This is a genomic window from Aestuariivita boseongensis (assembly GCF_001262635.1).
Lineage (GTDB): Bacteria > Pseudomonadota > Alphaproteobacteria > Rhodobacterales > Rhodobacteraceae > Aestuariivita > Aestuariivita boseongensis.
This window is the reverse complement of record NZ_JXYH01000048.1, coordinates 1-14,435: the sequence shown is the minus strand read 5'-3', so window position 1 is coordinate 14,435 and position 14,435 is coordinate 1. Positions and strand designations below refer to the sequence as shown.

17 protein-coding genes and 1 tRNA gene are annotated in these 14,435 nt (G+C 60.4%); 4 read left to right on the top strand and 14 right to left on the bottom strand.

Annotated elements, in window-relative coordinates; translation table 11 throughout:
- Positions 1-257: 257 nt before the first annotated feature.
- From rplL to TR61_RS15760, 7 genes are all read right to left on the bottom strand, one after another.
- Entirely contained in the window at positions 258-635 is a 378-nt protein-coding gene (gene rplL, locus TR61_RS15790; RefSeq protein WP_050931491.1) for a 50S ribosomal protein L7/L12, read from the bottom strand.
- 69 nt (positions 636-704) lie between these two features.
- Positions 705-1,220 (bottom strand): 50S ribosomal protein L10, encoded by a 516-nt coding sequence (gene rplJ, locus TR61_RS15785; RefSeq protein WP_050931490.1) that lies wholly within the window; start codon positions 1,218-1,220, stop codon positions 705-707.
- Between the two features lie 295 nt (positions 1,221-1,515).
- Positions 1,516-1,941 (bottom strand): adenylyltransferase/cytidyltransferase family protein, encoded by a 426-nt coding sequence (locus TR61_RS15780; protein WP_050931489.1) that lies wholly within the window; start codon positions 1,939-1,941, stop codon positions 1,516-1,518.
- Entirely contained in the window at positions 1,938-2,873 is a 936-nt protein-coding gene (locus TR61_RS15775; RefSeq protein WP_050931488.1) for a LicD family protein, read from the bottom strand. Before TR61_RS15775 ends, TR61_RS15780 begins: the two co-directional genes overlap by 4 nt.
- Before the next feature lie 165 nt (positions 2,874-3,038).
- Positions 3,039-3,737 (bottom strand): 50S ribosomal protein L1, encoded by a 699-nt coding sequence (gene rplA / locus TR61_RS15770; protein ID WP_050931487.1) that lies wholly within the window; start codon positions 3,735-3,737, stop codon positions 3,039-3,041.
- Position 3,738: 1 nt separating this feature from the next.
- On the bottom strand, positions 3,739-4,164 hold the full coding sequence (gene rplK / locus TR61_RS15765) for a 50S ribosomal protein L11 (protein WP_050931486.1): 426 nt from the start codon (positions 4,162-4,164) through the stop codon (positions 3,739-3,741).
- Between the two features lie 180 nt (positions 4,165-4,344).
- Positions 4,345-5,223, bottom strand: coding sequence for a 1-acyl-sn-glycerol-3-phosphate acyltransferase (locus TR61_RS15760; protein ID WP_157440944.1), 879 nt, complete (start codon positions 5,221-5,223; stop codon positions 4,345-4,347).
- A gap of 195 nt (positions 5,224-5,418) precedes the next feature.
- Between TR61_RS15760 and TR61_RS15755 the strand changes: the two genes are divergently transcribed.
- Positions 5,419-6,342, top strand: coding sequence for a bile acid:sodium symporter family protein (locus TR61_RS15755; RefSeq protein WP_050931502.1), 924 nt, complete (start codon positions 5,419-5,421; stop codon positions 6,340-6,342).
- Between the two features lie 44 nt (positions 6,343-6,386).
- On the opposite strand, the gene nusG is transcribed toward TR61_RS15755, so the two are convergent.
- The 3 genes from nusG to TR61_RS15740 all read right to left on the bottom strand — a co-directional run bounded on the left by nusG (position 6,387) and on the right by TR61_RS15740 (position 8,108).
- Complete coding sequence (gene nusG, locus TR61_RS15750) at positions 6,387-6,920, bottom strand: transcription termination/antitermination protein NusG (protein ID WP_050931484.1); 534 nt, start codon at positions 6,918-6,920, stop codon at positions 6,387-6,389.
- 187 nt (positions 6,921-7,107) lie between these two features.
- Positions 7,108-7,305 (bottom strand): preprotein translocase subunit SecE, encoded by a 198-nt coding sequence (gene secE / locus TR61_RS15745; RefSeq protein ID WP_050931483.1) that lies wholly within the window; start codon positions 7,303-7,305, stop codon positions 7,108-7,110.
- Positions 7,306-7,370: 65 nt separating this feature from the next.
- Positions 7,371-8,108 carry a helix-turn-helix domain-containing protein gene (locus TR61_RS15740; protein WP_050931482.1) on the bottom strand — a complete coding sequence of 246 codons (738 nt, stop codon included), beginning with the start codon at positions 8,106-8,108 and terminating at the stop codon, positions 7,371-7,373.
- Between the two features lie 90 nt (positions 8,109-8,198).
- On the opposite strand from TR61_RS15740, the gene TR61_RS15735 reads away from it, so the two are divergent.
- On the top strand, positions 8,199-8,750 hold the full coding sequence (locus tag TR61_RS15735) for a peroxiredoxin-like family protein (protein ID WP_050931481.1): 552 nt from the start codon (positions 8,199-8,201) through the stop codon (positions 8,748-8,750).
- Positions 8,751-8,815: 65 nt separating this feature from the next.
- Here the strand turns inward: TR61_RS15735 and TR61_RS15730 are convergent.
- From TR61_RS15730 to TR61_RS15720, 3 genes are all read right to left on the bottom strand, one after another.
- A tRNA-Trp gene (locus TR61_RS15730) sits at positions 8,816-8,891 on the bottom strand.
- 58 nt (positions 8,892-8,949) lie between these two features.
- Positions 8,950-10,191, bottom strand: coding sequence for a CoA transferase (locus TR61_RS15725; RefSeq protein ID WP_050931480.1), 1,242 nt, complete (start codon positions 10,189-10,191; stop codon positions 8,950-8,952).
- Positions 10,188-11,039 (bottom strand): HTD2 family dehydratase, encoded by an 852-nt coding sequence (locus TR61_RS15720; protein ID WP_157440943.1) that lies wholly within the window; start codon positions 11,037-11,039, stop codon positions 10,188-10,190. Before TR61_RS15720 ends, TR61_RS15725 begins: the two co-directional genes overlap by 4 nt.
- Positions 11,040-11,349: 310 nt before the next feature.
- Here TR61_RS15720 and TR61_RS15715 point away from each other — a divergent pair, with 310 nt between their 5' ends.
- The gene (locus TR61_RS15715) at positions 11,350-12,066 is read left to right on the top strand and encodes a lysophospholipid acyltransferase family protein (protein WP_050931479.1); all 717 of its coding nucleotides are present in this window, start codon (positions 11,350-11,352) and stop codon (positions 12,064-12,066) included.
- On the opposite strand, the gene TR61_RS15710 is transcribed toward TR61_RS15715, so the two are convergent.
- Positions 12,063-12,713 (bottom strand): CatB-related O-acetyltransferase, encoded by a 651-nt coding sequence (locus TR61_RS15710; protein WP_050931478.1) that lies wholly within the window; start codon positions 12,711-12,713, stop codon positions 12,063-12,065. The genes TR61_RS15715 and TR61_RS15710 overlap by 4 nt on opposite strands.
- 75 nt (positions 12,714-12,788) lie before the next feature.
- Between TR61_RS15710 and TR61_RS15705 the strand changes: the two genes are divergently transcribed.
- A complete protein-coding gene (locus TR61_RS15705) occupies positions 12,789-14,342 on the top strand; it encodes an AMP-binding protein (protein WP_050931477.1) in 1,554 nt (517 codons plus the stop codon).
- The last annotated feature ends 93 nt before the right edge of the window (positions 14,343-14,435 follow it).

Here is a 14,435-nt window from a genome sequence, read left to right as displayed (position 1 = left end):
AGTTTCTCACCGGGAGAACACCGTTGGGGCGACGGCATTCTGCCCATACGAGACGACGGGTCCGGATCCATTCATGGCCACCGTCCCAAAGGTGGCCTCCCGATCCATGAACCTCGTCTAAGAAAACGCCCATCCCGATCCGGGGCCCTTTCTAAGACAGGTTCGGCTGGACCCGGATTTCTCCCGGTCCAGCCACATTTCTTCGGTGCGAGCTGAGATTTTTCTGCGAAAAACCCAGGCCCCACCGGATGTCTGGCTTAGGCCAGCTCGACCTCGGCGCCAGCTGCTTCCAGCTTGCCTTTGATCTCTTCGGCTTCGTCTTTGCCGACGCCTTCTTTGATCTTGCCACCGGCTTCGACCAGGTCTTTGGCTTCTTTCAGGCCCAGACCGGTGATGCCGCGCACTTCCTTGATCACGTTGATCTTGGATGCGCCTGCGTTCTTCAGAACAACGTCGAATTCGGTCTTTTCTTCTTCAGCTGCACCGCCGGCGTCGCCAGCAGGACCAGCCATCATGACCGCGCCACCAGCGGCGGGCTCGATGCCGTATTCGTCTTTCAGGATGGTTTTCAGTTCTTGTGCTTCCAGCAGGGTCAGACCAACGATCTCTTCTGCCAGTTTCTTCAGATCAGCCATATCTAGCTCTTTCCGTTTCTCAGATGTGTTCCAACGTCAGGTGTTCACCCGACGCCGATTGACAGTGCTTTAGGCGGCCGCCTTGTCCTCGATTGTGGACAAGATGGACGCGATGTTCGAAGCAGGTGCGCCAATGGCCCCGGCGATGTTCGATGCGGGTGCGCCGATGCAGCCGACGATCGAAGCAATAAGCTCCTCGCGCGACGGCATTTTCGACACGGCCTCAACACCGGCCTGGTCCAGAACGTTTTCACCCATTGCCCCGCCAAGGATTTCGAACTTTTTGTTCTCCTTGGCGTAATCCTGAGCAACCTTTGCAGCTGCCACCGGATCTTCGGAATAGGTCAGAACGGTCATGCCCGTCAGAAGATCGGCAATGCCTGCGCATGGCTGACCATCAAGGGCGATTTTGGCGAGCCTGTTCTTGGCGACACGGACTGCACCACCGGCCTCACGGGCACGGGCGCGCAGATCCTGCATCTCAGCAACTGTCAGACCGGCGTAGTGGGCTACCACGACGACGCCAGAGCTTTCGAAGATCTGGCCGAGTTCCTCGACCACTTTCTCTTTCTGGGCTCTATCCACAGTTTCACTCCAAATTTGGGGGTCGCCCCCCGGCTCAGTTCTGTCGGTCAAAGACCAACGATCATGTCCTTACGGGGCGATGCCAAAACCGCCCGTGGTCAAAGCCACGGCCAATTCGGTGTTCCCGTCTCAGGCAGGAAAATTAAGCCCGGTTTCCCGCGCACCCACCTTCTCGGACGAAAAGCGCAAAAAGCGCGCGACGAATCGCACGCTTTTCAAGCCAAGTGCTAACTAAAACTTGACGCAGAGAATGCCAACCCCGAACAGCCGAATTTTCGCAGAAAATTCTTCCGCGCTATTCGGCCGCCGTCGATCTTTGCCGCATGGTCTGGATCAACTCCTTCAATTCGGTCGTTGATACATTCTCCGTACGCGGCAGATAAAGAACGTCGCACAGATCACGCAAGTCGTCAAACTTTCCCGCCCAATCGTCGCCCATGGCAAACAGGTCAACATTGTATTTCACGATGTCGTCGCGCTTCTGTTCCCAGGTTTCCTCGGAAATCACCAGATCCACATAGCGGCAGGCCTCCAGCACCTCGACCCGGTGCTTGAAGGGGATTGCGGTCTGTTTGCCCTTGATCGCGTTGAACTCGTCGGTCGAGCACGCGACAATCAGACGATCCCCCAGATCCGCCAATCGGCGCAACAGTCTCACATGGCCCACATGGAACAGATCGAACGTGCCATAGGTCAGAATCGTTCCGATATGCCTGGTCACGCCAATGCCTCCTGAAAGGTTTTGAACTTCCGCTTGGCCTCGACCCAGGGGAACTTGAAATAGGGGTCAGGCTCCCGCCAGCCGTCGCCGTAGTTGATCGCCAACATCTTTTCGGGTTCCGCCGGGATCGGATTGCCCGACACCGCACAGGGCCTGAGGGGAAGAACATCGCCGCGCGTCAGTTGCCCGAAGGTATGCGGGAACACAAAAAGCCGGTCCTCTTCAAACCAGGCCGGGAACAGGTCGATCTGCACTTTGTCGACCGGCAGCAGCTTGATGATCGAGGCCATCCCGAAATTCTCTTCATCGAGGATGCCAAGTTCGCGGATGTCTTCGGTCAGCCCTTTCCATTCAGCGGCCGCTTCCACAGCCGATCCGGCCTTGAGGATCACCGCCAGATCAATGTCGTCATCATGGTCGATCAGTTTCTGGTCGCGCACCACGCCAAGAAGCGTGCCCGAGTTCAGAAACACCTCATATCCCCGGTCCGACAGAACAGTGATGTGGCGGGACACTCGGGCCCAGACGGCCGAATGATCCACGTCGCTCAGCAAGTTGCCGCCGTAACCGTGGTTGGTGAACCGTGTCTGACCCAGGGCGCTTTTGAACAGCGCCTCGAACTTGTGAAACTTTTCCTCCTCCCCGCGTTTGGCTCGCAAGGCGCGCAATTCGTTGATCGCGCGCAGGGTGGCAGACGGTCTGATCTCTGCGGCGATATTCAATGCGATGCGGGCCTCGTACCATTCTGCAAGAAGGGGACGCATCCGCAGGTGCTTCAGCTCGGCATAGTATTGCCACATTGGAAGGCCGGAGCTGTCATAGGTCAGGGCGAACAGGGCAATCGCCCTCAACTCACGCAGTCGTTGGGCGCGCGCCTTTTCCAGTTCCTTTTTCGATTGCGGCGACGGATCCGCCTGAGCAACCTGCTCCATTCATACTGCCTCGTGGTTTTTCGACATAAAACCAAGCAAAAATGAAAAATACATCAAAAACCCATTTGCCTGGGACGCGCCCAGACCATCTGAGTCATTTCTGCGACACGAAAAAGGGCGCCAGCTGGAACAGCGGCGCCCTTTTCATCTGTCTTGGAAAACGCGTTACTCGGTAACGGCGTTGTCCACGTCGATCGTGACGCCCTGACCCATGGTCGAGCTGATCGCGATCTTTTTCATATAGGTGCCCTTGGCGCCCGTCGGCTTGGCTTTCGCAACAGCGCTGACGAAAGCGCGGATGTTTTCGGCCAGTTTCGCCTCGTCGAAGGATACTTTGCCAACACCTGCATGCACAACGCCGGCTTTTTCAGCTTTGAACTGAACTTCGCCGCCCTTGGCCGCTTTGACCGCGTCACCCACATCCATGGTCACCGTGCCCACTTTGGGGTTCGGCATCAGGTTGCGCGGGCCCAGAACCTTACCCAGACGGCCGACGATCGGCATCATGTCCGGGGTCGCAATGCAGCGATCGAATTCGATCTTGCCGCCTTGCACGGTTTCCATCAGGTCTTCGGCGCCGACGATGTCCGCACCAGCTTCCTTGGCTTCATCCGCTTTGGGGCCGCGTGCGAACACGGCGACGCGAACGGTTTTGCCTGTGCCGTTGGGCAGGCCGACAACGCCGCGGACCATCTGGTCGGCGTGGCGCGGGTCAACGCCCAGGTTCATGGCCACTTCGACGGTTTCGTCGAACTTGGCATTTGCATTGGCCTTGACGAGGGCGACAGCCTCTTCAACCGACAGGTTTTCCTTGCCGGCGAAAGCTTCCCGCGCGGCGCGGGTCCGTTTTCCGAGTTTTGCCATCTTACTTCACCTCGATGCCCATGGAGCGGGCAGAGCCCAGGATGATCTGCATTGCGCCTTCGATATCGTTGGCGTTCAGATCTTTCATCTTCGCTTCAGCAATCTCGCGCACCTGGGCAGCGGTCACGGTGCCGACGGTTTCACGCGAAGGATTGTTCGCGCCGGATTTCACCTTGGCGGCCTTCTTCAGGTAATAAGACGCGGGCGGCGTCTTGATATCCATGGTGAAGGATTTGTCCTGGTAATAGGTGATCACGGTCGGGCACGGCGCACCGGGCTCCATGTCTGCGGTCTTGGCGTTGAACGCCTTGCAGAATTCCATGATGTTGATGCCGCGCTGACCCAGCGCCGGACCGACCGGCGGGGAGGGGTTCGCTTGACCGGCAGGCACCTGCAATTTCATGGTGCCAGCAAGTTTCTTGGCCATGAGCCAATCTCCTTTTCAAACAGCTTCGGGACGCGTCCTTCAGCCTTATGTTGACGTGGTCCGGTCTGACGGTCGCGACCGCCTCGCCTCCCACGGGGATTCGCCGCCCTCTCAGGCGACTGGCGCGGGGTACAGGGGTTGGGTCGGGATTGCAAGCGTTTGGTCGGTGCGCTCTTTCGCTCAGGGCCGGTAGTAAAGGCCCGGCACGATCCCTTCGGCCAGATCCTTCAGGATCGGGGGTGCAGTGCCCGGCGGCTGAACCGGCGCGTAATGGACGTCGTAGGTGCCGCCCAGTTTCGCGATCAATTCAGAGACATAGCGCAGCGACGCCACCCGGCGGCCGAACTCGTCATTTCCGCCACTCAGAATACCTGCAAGGCGCCGCGTCCGATAATAATGCCGCGAATTGCGCATATCGGCCGAAGCCGGGACAATCGGTGCATTCCCTTCCGCCGACACGCGGGTGACACCCTTGCGCCAGGGCGGTTCGACAAGCAGCCCGTTTTCCATGCGCGGCACACGGCCTGATCCGAACACCAGCAACGCGCCGCCATCCAATACATGCGCCCGCATCCCGTCGATCGTCTGCCTGGCGGTCAGCACCTTGTCGTGGCGGTCCAGATCCACCGCGATGATGCGATCCGCGCCCAGAAAACGTTCCGCTTCCCGCCCTGCGACCACCTTCAGATCGGGGCGATGGTCCAGAAGCGCGCCCGCATGGGCAATGAAGTCAAATGTGCCGATGGGATGGGTCGAGCCAATGACGACCGGGCCTTCCTTTGGGACATTTTCCAGACCATGCGCATGAATGGTCGTGCCGCCATTCATCGCCAACAAAGCGCGGATCAGATCATCGCCCGTACGACCATCCAATTCGATCAACGTCTCTTCGGTTTCGCGCAGCGCAAAGAAAGGCGCCCCGGTGAATGTCCGATTGATCGCATCCACCCCTTCCATCACGCGCCGCAGCGCCGCCAAACGCCGGTCGGCACCTTCGGGAATACGCAACCGCGCACGCAGCAATTCATCCAAAGGGTTGTGTTTCTTGTCCCTGGCCAAGGTCTGCCCGTTCCGCCTCGTTGTTGTTATCCCATGGTTAACACGGGTTTCACGACAAGCACCAGTTGCCGCTCCGGGTCGGTTTCCATGGACAAGGCGGGCAAGCTGCCGCAAGCTTGGGCTCAAAGATCATGCCGGTGCGGCCCTTGAGGCCGAGACAACAAGAAAACCGGCAGACCGAACGGGGGGAACATGATGGGCAACACCGCAGCGATCGAGATCGACTCGGTCATCCTGAACTTTTCGCCGACAAGCCTTCAGGTTCTGAACGCGGTTCTGGCGGTTGTGATGTTCTCCATCGCGCTTGAGCTGAAGCCGAGCGATTTCAAACGTCTGGTCCAGGCCCCGAGGGCGCTGCTGACCGGGCTTTTTTCCCAGTTCATCCTGCTGCCCGCCCTGACCTTCTGCCTGGTCCTGCTGACCAAACCGCAGCCATCCATCGCGTTGGGGCTGATGCTGGTCGCGGCTTGTCCGGGTGGGAATATATCCAACTTCATCACGCATCGGGCGGGGGGAAACTCGGCGCTGTCGGTGTCACTGACCGCATTTTCGACGGTGTCCGCGATTGTCCTGACCCCGGCGAACATCGCCTTCTGGGGCAGCCTTTATGGCCCCACTCGGGAAATCCTGCGCCAGACCTCAATCGACCCGGTATCGGTCGCAATCACCGTGGGGCTGATGTTGGTCCTGCCGCTGTGTCTGGGCATGCTGCTGAACGTGCGCAAACCGGATGTCTCCGCGCGTCTGCGCAAACCGCTCCAATACCTGTCGATGGCAATCTTCATCGCTTTCGTGGTACTGGCTCTTGCGGCGAACTGGTCGCTTTTCCTGCAATATGCCACGGCGGTCGCTGCGCTGGTGTTCATACACAACGGTTTGGCCCTGGGCGGCGGGTTTGCCGCCGCCACCATCGCAGGGCTGTCCAGCTTTGATCGCCGGGCCATCACGATAGAAACCGGCATTCAGAATTCTGGCCTGGGCCTTATCCTGATCTTCGGTTTCTTCGAGGGGTTGGGCGGGATGGCCGTGGTCGCGGCCTTCTGGGGGATGTGGCACATAATTTCCGGCATATCCCTGGCCGGAGTAATGGCGCGCAGGCCCCTGCCACAAACCGTTTAAGACCGGCCTGAACGAAAAAGCGCCCATCTGGCGGGCACTTGGGGTCAGCCTTGTTTGGTCACCTGAGTGTAATCCAGCTCGACCGGGGTTTCCCGGCCGAAGATCGACACGGTCACCTTCAGTTTCTGGTTGTCGTCGTCGACTTCCTCGACCATGCCGTCGAAATCCTCGAACGGGCCGTCGTTGACTTTGACCTTCTCGCCCACCTCGAAGCTGATCATCAGCTTGGGTGCTTCTTCGCCTTCCTGCACACGGTTCAGGATCTGGTTCACTTCGGCGTCGCGCATCGGCATCGGACGGCCTTGCGGGCCGAGGAAGCCAGTGACGCGGTTGATCGAGTTGATCAGGTGATAGCCCTCGTCCGACATCTCCATATGCACCAGCACGTAACCGGGCATGAAACGGCGTTCAGTCGTCACCTTCTTGCCGCGGCGCACTTCGATGACTTCTTCGGTAGGCACCAGCACTTCGTCGATCTGGTCTTCCAGACCGTTCTCGGCGACCGAGGTGCGGATCTGCTCGGCAATCTTCTTCTCGAAATTCGAGAGTACGCTGACCGAATACCACCGTTTAGCCATGTCTGATGCCGTCCTTCATTCTAGCTCTCCCGGACCGGGCCGGGGTCGAAATCTGCGATGTAAACCGCTTGCGCGGTCCCCAAGAAAAAAGCGGCGCGCAACTCGAATCGTCGCACGCCATTTTGGGAATTCTTGGCGATTTACCCGCCAAACCTCAATTGATCAAGGGCGAAAACCCCCGGGGGCGTCAGCCGAACAGGCCCAGAATGCCCTGCAATCCGCTGCGGATCAAAAGATCGACCAGCGCAAAGAACAGCGCGGTCAGCGCCGCCATGATGAACACCATGATCGTCGTCACAAAGACTTCGCGGCGTGTCGGCCAGACGACCTTGGACACTTCCGAGCGGACTTGCTGAACGAACTGAACCGGGTTGGTTTTGGCCATGGGGCGATATCCTTGCGGGTTGATGCGGGCGACATAGCGGCTCGGCCCAGCGAATTCAAGGCGTCTCAGGCAGTCCCGTGACGCAGTGTGATCGGCGCCTGCCCGGTTTCGCGGCGGAACATATGTGTCAACGCCTCGGGGGAGCCGTAGCCATAGCGCCGCGCCACAGCATCGATCCGGTCGCCGCGCGCCACATCCTGTTGCGCCAGCGCAAGGCGCCAATGCCGCAGGTAGGCTTGTGGAGACGTGCCAACGGCGTCGCGAAACCGCGCGATGAAGCGTGACCGGGACATCCCCGCCTCTGCCGCCAGATCATCGTTGCTCCAGCTTTCACCGGGGCGATCATGCATCGCAACGATCGCGCGGGCCAGTCGTGGGTCGGCCAGCCCGCCCAGCATACCGCGGGGCACATCACCTTTTTCCAGACGCGCACGCAACAAGCGGACGATCAACACCTCGGACAACCGCGCCAAAACAGACGCGCCACCACAACGGCCCGCCGATACCTCGGCGCGCATCAGGGCGATGACAGCGGCCAGTTCCTCGTCGTGACCGACCGGGTGGCGAAGTTCGTCCGGCAAAGCACTGGCCAACGGGGCCTCCGCGCCGCCGAAATCGACATGCGCCTGGAACGCGACCTGGCCCAGCGCCCCCTCTGGCAAGCCCAGACTGCGCGGCCTCAGAAACAGGTGACGCCCTTCCGGTCCGTCGATGACGAAAAGGTTCGCCTCTTCCACCGGAACGACATCCACGCGCAACGCAAAGCGCGCCATCAAAGCCGATAGGCGGTCAATTTCAGCCATAACGATACATCCGATCAGATAAACAAGGTTTTCCTAATCAAGGATACACTTATATCAATCCCCAACGCAACCAACCACAGGATGACCCACATGTTGACCCCCCGCCAAAAGACCCCTGACCTGACACTACCTCTGCTGGGTGGCGGCACTTTTGATCTATCTACAGACGGCAGCGAACGTGGCACCGTCATCACCTTTTACCGCGGTCTGCATTGCCCGATCTGCGCCAATTACCTGAGCGAACTGGAAAAACGCGTTGACGCATTCGCCGAGCGTGGCGTGAAAACCATCGCCGTGAGCACCGACGGCGAAGAGCGGACCCGCGAGATGGCCCAAAAGATCAATGCCGAAAAACTGCGCTTTGGCTATGACCTGAGCCTGCAGAAGGCGCGCGACTGGGGCCTTTACATCTCTACCGGTCGCGGCAAAACGTCGATCGGTATTGAAGAACCTGAGCTTTTCGCCGAACCCGGCCTGTTCATGGTGACCCCGGAACAGACGCTGTATTATGGGTCGGTTCAGACCATGCCGTTCGTGCGCCCGCATTTCTCGGAACTGGTCAGTGCGCTCGATTTCGCGATCGAAAAGAACTATCCGGCGCGGGGCGAATACACAGGCGAATTGCCGGACGCTGCGGAATAATCACGTCGGAAAGGTCAGGCAATCGGGCCTGCGGGCCCGTTTTGCATATGCGCCGGTTGGGAAAGTGGCAGGGGCAGCAGGGCTCGAACCCGCGACCTACGGTTTTGGAGACCGTCGCTCTACCAGCTGAGCTATACCCCTAAGGCCAAGATGGGTGTTAAGACCCTGCGTTGCCCTTTGCAAGGGGTTTTCGCCCCCTTTATGCGGCAGATTTCGATGCCGAGAAGGACGGGCTTTCCACCACACCCTGATCGAAAAGCTGCGCAATCTCGGTATCGCTCAGCCGGGCGACATCGCCCAGGATTTCCTCGGTATGGGCACCAAGTTCGGGGGCTGCGACCGGATCCTGGCGCGGATGGGCCGAGAACGTCGTGGGCAGGCCCGGCACAGGGAACGCGCCCAAGCCGGGCTGGGGAAGAGATTTGAACATTGGGTTTGCATCCGACAGATCAGGGTCTTGGCGCACGGCCTCGCGGGTGGTGCGGAACTCTGACCATGTCAGACCCATTGCGTTGAAATCCGATGCGAAGTCTTCCACCCGGCGCTGCGCGAACCACGGCGCCAGAAGGGCCGAGATCTCGTGCCGGAATTTCCAGCGCACCCCTTCCTCTCCCAGATCGACACGCAGCCGCGCGGCCAGCGCCTTCATCTGGTCTTCGGTTCCGGTTGCTTTGACGATCCCCGACCATTGCCGGCGCGTCAGCCCGATCACCATCACGCGGCGCCCATCGGCGCAGACGAAGTCCTGCCCATAGGCCCCGTAAAGCGCATTGCCCGCTTTCTGGCGTTCGTCCTTATTGAGGACCGCGTCGCCAATCATGCCGAGATGGCCAATCGTGGCAGCCGCGACGTCTTTCAGCGACAATTCCACGTCCTGGCCCTGCCCGGTTTTCAGACGGTGCCGTTCGGCCGCCAGCAGCGACGACACCACCAGATTGCCCGCAACCAGATCCCATGTGGGCACCGCGCTTGCCACTGGATCGTCCTGTCCTTCCGGCCCGGTGATATCCGGAATGCCCAAAGTCGGGTTGACGGTGTAATCCACCTGCGGGCGGCCATGTCTGTCGCCCATCAACGTGACCATGATCAGGTCATCACGAAACTGGCGCAGGGTGGGGTAATCCATCCAGCCGCGCACCCGCAGGTTGGTCAGAAACAGGCCCGCATCTTCGCCCGGTGCAGTGATGATCTGGGTGATCAGCTCGCGCCCGCGTTCGGATTTCATGTCAATCGCGATAGACCGCTTGCCCTTGTTCAACCCGGCCCAGAACAGGCTGTTGCCATTGGGCGCGACCGGCCAGCGTTTGGCGTCAAGCCCGCCACCGATACGGTCGAAGCGGATCACATCCGCACCCATCTGCGCCAGCGTCATCCCCGCCAGGGGCACCGCGACAAAGGCCGAGCCTTCGACAATCCGCATGCCTTTCAGAATACCGGTCATTGTTCATCCTCCCAAATCGCCTTGGCCTGCATGCCTTGATAGGGGCCTGCATCGCCGGTGACTGCCGTGCACAGGGTCATCTCGGCCCCGTTCTGCTGGCCCATGATCTGCGTCGCTTCACCGGCCAAGACCGGATGAACCCCGCGAAACGAAAACCGGTCCGGTGCGCGTCCGCGATGGCGGGTGGCGGCGTCTATCAGCAGGGTCGCCTGAAGCGGGCCATGCACGACAAGACCGGGGTAGTGTTCGACCTGTTGCGCATAAGACAGGTCGTAATGAATGCGATGCGCATTGAAGGTCAGTGCCGAATAGCGGAACAGAAGCGTCGCCGTGGTCGCAACCGGTTCGGCGAAATCGGGGCCCTCGGGCGCGTCCTGCTTGCGCGGCGGGGCATAGCGGGACGGAATGGGCAGATAGACAATGTCCTGCCGTTCCCGGATCGCCAGCCCATCCTGCCCCGACACCTCGTGATCCAGAGTGACGAAGACCATCGGCCCGGACGCGCCGTCTTTTTCCGCCACGCTGCGGATCGTTGTGTGGCGGGTCAGTTCCTCTCCGATATGCAGCGGCTTCAGAAATGTCAGACTGCCCCCGGCCCACATGCGACGCTTCAGCGGCACGGGCGGCATGAAATCACCCAGTGGCTGGTGACCGTCTTCGCCCAGCGCCTCTGTCGGAGTGTCAGGCAGAAACGCGAACCAGTGCCACAGCGCCGGCATCACCTCGCCCGCGCCGGTCAGATGTGACGTGCCCAGCGTTGCCTGAGCCATCTGCGCCTGGGGAACGCTTAACCCGCCAGTGCGGTGTTCGGTCCTGTTTTCCCAAGCTGTCAGATTGATCTGGTCCATGCGTTCTCTCGTCCTGCGAATACCGCGTCAGAGGTCAGGATGAACGCCAAATTCAGAAAAATCAATGTTTTTCAATTACTTAGCGGAATACCGTGGTATACCAAAAGCGACTTTCTGCACCTGCGAGGCCCCCGAACCCTTTGCAGCGCACCGGAATGATCAGCTTGTCTCGCATCTGCAGAAAACCCCCCGATTGATGAAGTTTTTCTGCATGCATTTGTACACTTTGCTCAAAGCGATTGCGGCGGCGTGATTGCGCCCCGGCGCAGGCGGGGTAAAAGGGGGCCGATTCCCAATACCGGACCCCACAATGGCAAGTCTGCGCAAACGTATCGCCGATCATCCCGGCCTGAACCGCTGGACGGAAGACCGTCTGGCGGATTACGTGCGCTTTGCCCATCGCACATCGGATTATGCGCGGCTGGGTTTTGACCGGATGGACGCCTGTGTCGCCGCCGGTGAACCGGTGATCATGGTGCTGTGGCACCAGCGCCTGGTCATGGCGGGCTATACCTTCCCGGTGCATCTTGGGCCGATCTCGTCACTGACCACGTCGGCCCGCGCCGGGCGCTTGGCGGGACAGGTGCTGAACCGCTTCGGTTATGACACCGTGCCCATGTCCAGCCACCAGCGCCATGTCACCCTCTCGCGCGAGGTGTTGCGGCGCATCAAGGCAGGCTCATCCATCGGGATTGCCGTGGACGGGCCGGGCGGGCCTGCGCGCGTGGCGTCGCAGGTGCCGCTGATATGGGCGCGCGTCTCGGGCTGCCGCGTCTTTGCCGTGGCCTATTCTTCAAGCAGGGTCATCAAACTGCCAACCTGGGACAAGCTGATGCTGCCCGTGCCATGGAGCCGGGGCGTCCTGACCTGCCAGGAATGGACGGAAACCGTGCCCCGCGACGCGGATGACGCCGAATTGGAGCGCCTGCGGCTGAGCCTTGAGGCAACGCTGGATCACGTCACCGATGCCGCGGACCGAGCCGTGGGCAGGAAACTTGAGGTCTTTCCGAAACTGCCGCGCCCCTAACCGGCTGCCTGTTCCAATGCGTCGACATCGCCGCCGCAGATCAGCGCCTCCTGCGCGAGGATCCGGTCGATGGGCCAATCCCACCAGGCCAATGCCTGCAGTCGCGCGATCTGATCATCGGAAAAACGCTTGCGAACAACACGTGCCGGGTTGCCTGCCACGATACTGTAGGGCGGCACATGTCCTGCCACGACGGCTCCGGCTCCGATGATCACACCGTCGCCCACCTCCGCCCCGGGCAGGATCCGCGCGCCCTGCCCGATCCACACATCATTGCCGATCACCGTGTCAGGCCCCGGACCGGGCAGTGACGGGCGGCCCGCGTCAAAACCACCGTCAAACACGGCAAAGGGAAAGCTGGAGATCCCGTCATAGCGGTGATTGGCCGAGGCTGTGACAAAGACGACGCCATCGGCAATCTGGCAGAACTTGCCGATCACCAGCGCCTCGGGCGAATGCTCGAACAGGTAGGGGGCCAGCCGGGCCGCCCAATCCTCTGGCGGGTCGAACGCACTGGCATAGCTGTAATCGCCCACATGAAAGCGCGGATGCGTGATGGCGGCTCGCAGAAACACGGTGCCCTCATGCAGGCTGCCATCCGGCAGGGTGATCGGATTGCGCGTATCGGGCGATGGAAAGTCTGGCATCGGATCCTTCGGTCATCAAAAAGAATTTGGCGTCTATGCGGGCCTGTGTACTCTGCGCAAAGGGGAGGACCAACCATGACGATCTATAAAAGCACATTTCCCGATATCGCGCTGTCCGACAAAACAGTGACGCAACGCGTGTTCGACGGGATAAACCCGGACCAGACGATCCTTGTGGATGGGCCCACAGGGCGGTCAATGACCGGCGCCGAGTTCATGGGTGCGGTGAAATCCCTTGCAGGTGGCCTCGCAGAACGCGGTTGGGGGGCGGGCAAGACCGTGGCCCTGATGGCACCGAATATCCCGGAATACTGTGTGGTTTTTCACGGCGCTGCCTGGGCGGGTGGAACGATCACCACCATCAACCCGACCTATACCGCGCCCGAGGTCAATCATCAGCTGAAAGACGCGGGCGCGGATGTTCTGGTCACAATCGCCATGTTCGCCGACACCGCGGCAGAGGCGATCAAAGGGACCGGCGTCTCGGACATCGTGATCATCGGCGATGCACCGGACGGGATGATCCCGCTGGCTGATCTGATGGGCGCACCGATGGCTGAACAGGCCCCCGTCGATGTGGCCACCCATGTGGTTGCGTTGCCCTATTCATCAGGAACGACGGGTCTGCCCAAGGGCGTGATGCTGACCCATCAGAACCTTGTGGTGAATATCGACCAGGCCCTGATCCCCGCCGATGTGGTCGCGGGCGAGATGACAGTGGCCTTCCTGCCCTTCTTTCACATCTATGGCCTGCAGGTTCTGATGAACCTTTATGTCGCGGCGGGGGGCGGTCTGGTGACCATGCCGCGCTTTGATCTCGAGATGTATCTGAACCTGATCACCGAGTACCGCACGCCACGCCTCTGGATCGTGCCACCGGTGGCGCTGGCCCTGGCGATGCATCCGCTGGTCGAAAAATACGACCTGAGCTGGCTGCGACAGGTGAATTCCGCCGCAGCACCGCTGGGGTCGGACGTGGCCGAAGCGATGGGCAAGCGTCTGGGCACCAACGCGACGCAGGGCTATGGCATGACGGAACTGTCGCCGGTCAGTCATGTCTCGCCCTATGGGAAAGGAAAACCGGGGGCGTCGGGTGTGGCTTTGCCCAATACCGAATGCCGGATCGTGAACCCGGAAACTCTGGAAGACATGCCGCGAGGCGAAGATGGGGAGCTTTGGGTGCGCGGGCCGCAGGTGATGGCCGGATACCTGAACAATCCCGAGGCCACCGCCAGCACGATTGTCGAAGACGGCTGGCTGCGCACCGGAGATATCGCGCATTTTGATGAGGATGGATATCTTTACATCACGGACCGGCTGAAAGAGCTGATCAAGTACAAGGGTTTCCAGGTCGCGCCCGCCGAATTGGAGGCCGAGCTGCTGACCCACCCTGCCATTCGGGACGCAGCCGTGATCGGGAAAGCTGACGATGAAGCGGGAGAACTACCGATGGCCTTCATCGTGGTCGCCCCCGGCCAAGACGCACCCACGCTGGAGGACGTTCAGGAGTACCTGTCGGAAAGGTTGGCGCATTACAAACAGGTGCGCCGGCTGGAAGTCGTTCAGGAAATCCCGAAATCCGCCTCAGGCAAGATCCTAAGACGCCTGCTGCGAGATGAATACGCTTAGGCCGCAAAAGAAAATGGCCGCCCGGTGGGGCGGCCATCCGTTGGCCTGAAAGGCCTAAGTTACTCTGCGATCACTCGACGATTTTCGAGACGA

What these genes read in the sequence shown, in the direction of transcription:
- TR61_RS15715 (WP_050931479.1), top strand. Translation starts at nt 11,350, where the DNA reads ATGGCAAGTCTGCGCAAACGTATCGCCGATCATCCCGGCCTGAACCGC.
- rplL (WP_050931491.1), bottom strand. Translation starts at nt 635, where the DNA reads ATGGCTGATCTGAAGAAACTGGCAGAAGAGATCGTTGGTCTGACCCTG.
- TR61_RS15725 (WP_050931480.1), bottom strand. Translation starts at nt 10,191, where the DNA reads ATGACCGGTATTCTGAAAGGCATGCGGATTGTCGAAGGCTCGGCCTTT.
- TR61_RS15710 (WP_050931478.1), bottom strand. Translation starts at nt 12,713, where the DNA reads ATGCCAGACTTTCCATCGCCCGATACGCGCAATCCGATCACCCTGCCG.
- nusG (WP_050931484.1), bottom strand. Translation starts at nt 6,920, where the DNA reads ATGGCTAAACGGTGGTATTCGGTCAGCGTACTCTCGAATTTCGAGAAG.
- secE (WP_050931483.1), bottom strand. Translation starts at nt 7,305, where the DNA reads ATGGCCAAAACCAACCCGGTTCAGTTCGTTCAGCAAGTCCGCTCGGAA.
- TR61_RS15735 (WP_050931481.1), top strand. Translation starts at nt 8,199, where the DNA reads ATGTTGACCCCCCGCCAAAAGACCCCTGACCTGACACTACCTCTGCTG.
- rplA (WP_050931487.1), bottom strand. Translation starts at nt 3,737, where the DNA reads ATGGCAAAACTCGGAAAACGGACCCGCGCCGCGCGGGAAGCTTTCGCC.
- TR61_RS15705 (WP_050931477.1), top strand. Translation starts at nt 12,789, where the DNA reads ATGACGATCTATAAAAGCACATTTCCCGATATCGCGCTGTCCGACAAA.
- rplK (WP_050931486.1), bottom strand. Translation starts at nt 4,164, where the DNA reads ATGGCCAAGAAACTTGCTGGCACCATGAAATTGCAGGTGCCTGCCGGT.
- TR61_RS15740 (WP_050931482.1), bottom strand. Translation starts at nt 8,108, where the DNA reads ATGGCTGAAATTGACCGCCTATCGGCTTTGATGGCGCGCTTTGCGTTG.
- TR61_RS15775 (WP_050931488.1), bottom strand. Translation starts at nt 2,873, where the DNA reads ATGGAGCAGGTTGCTCAGGCGGATCCGTCGCCGCAATCGAAAAAGGAA.
- TR61_RS15755 (WP_050931502.1), top strand. Translation starts at nt 5,419, where the DNA reads ATGGGCAACACCGCAGCGATCGAGATCGACTCGGTCATCCTGAACTTT.
- TR61_RS15720 (WP_157440943.1), bottom strand. Translation starts at nt 11,039, where the DNA reads ATGGACCAGATCAATCTGACAGCTTGGGAAAACAGGACCGAACACCGC.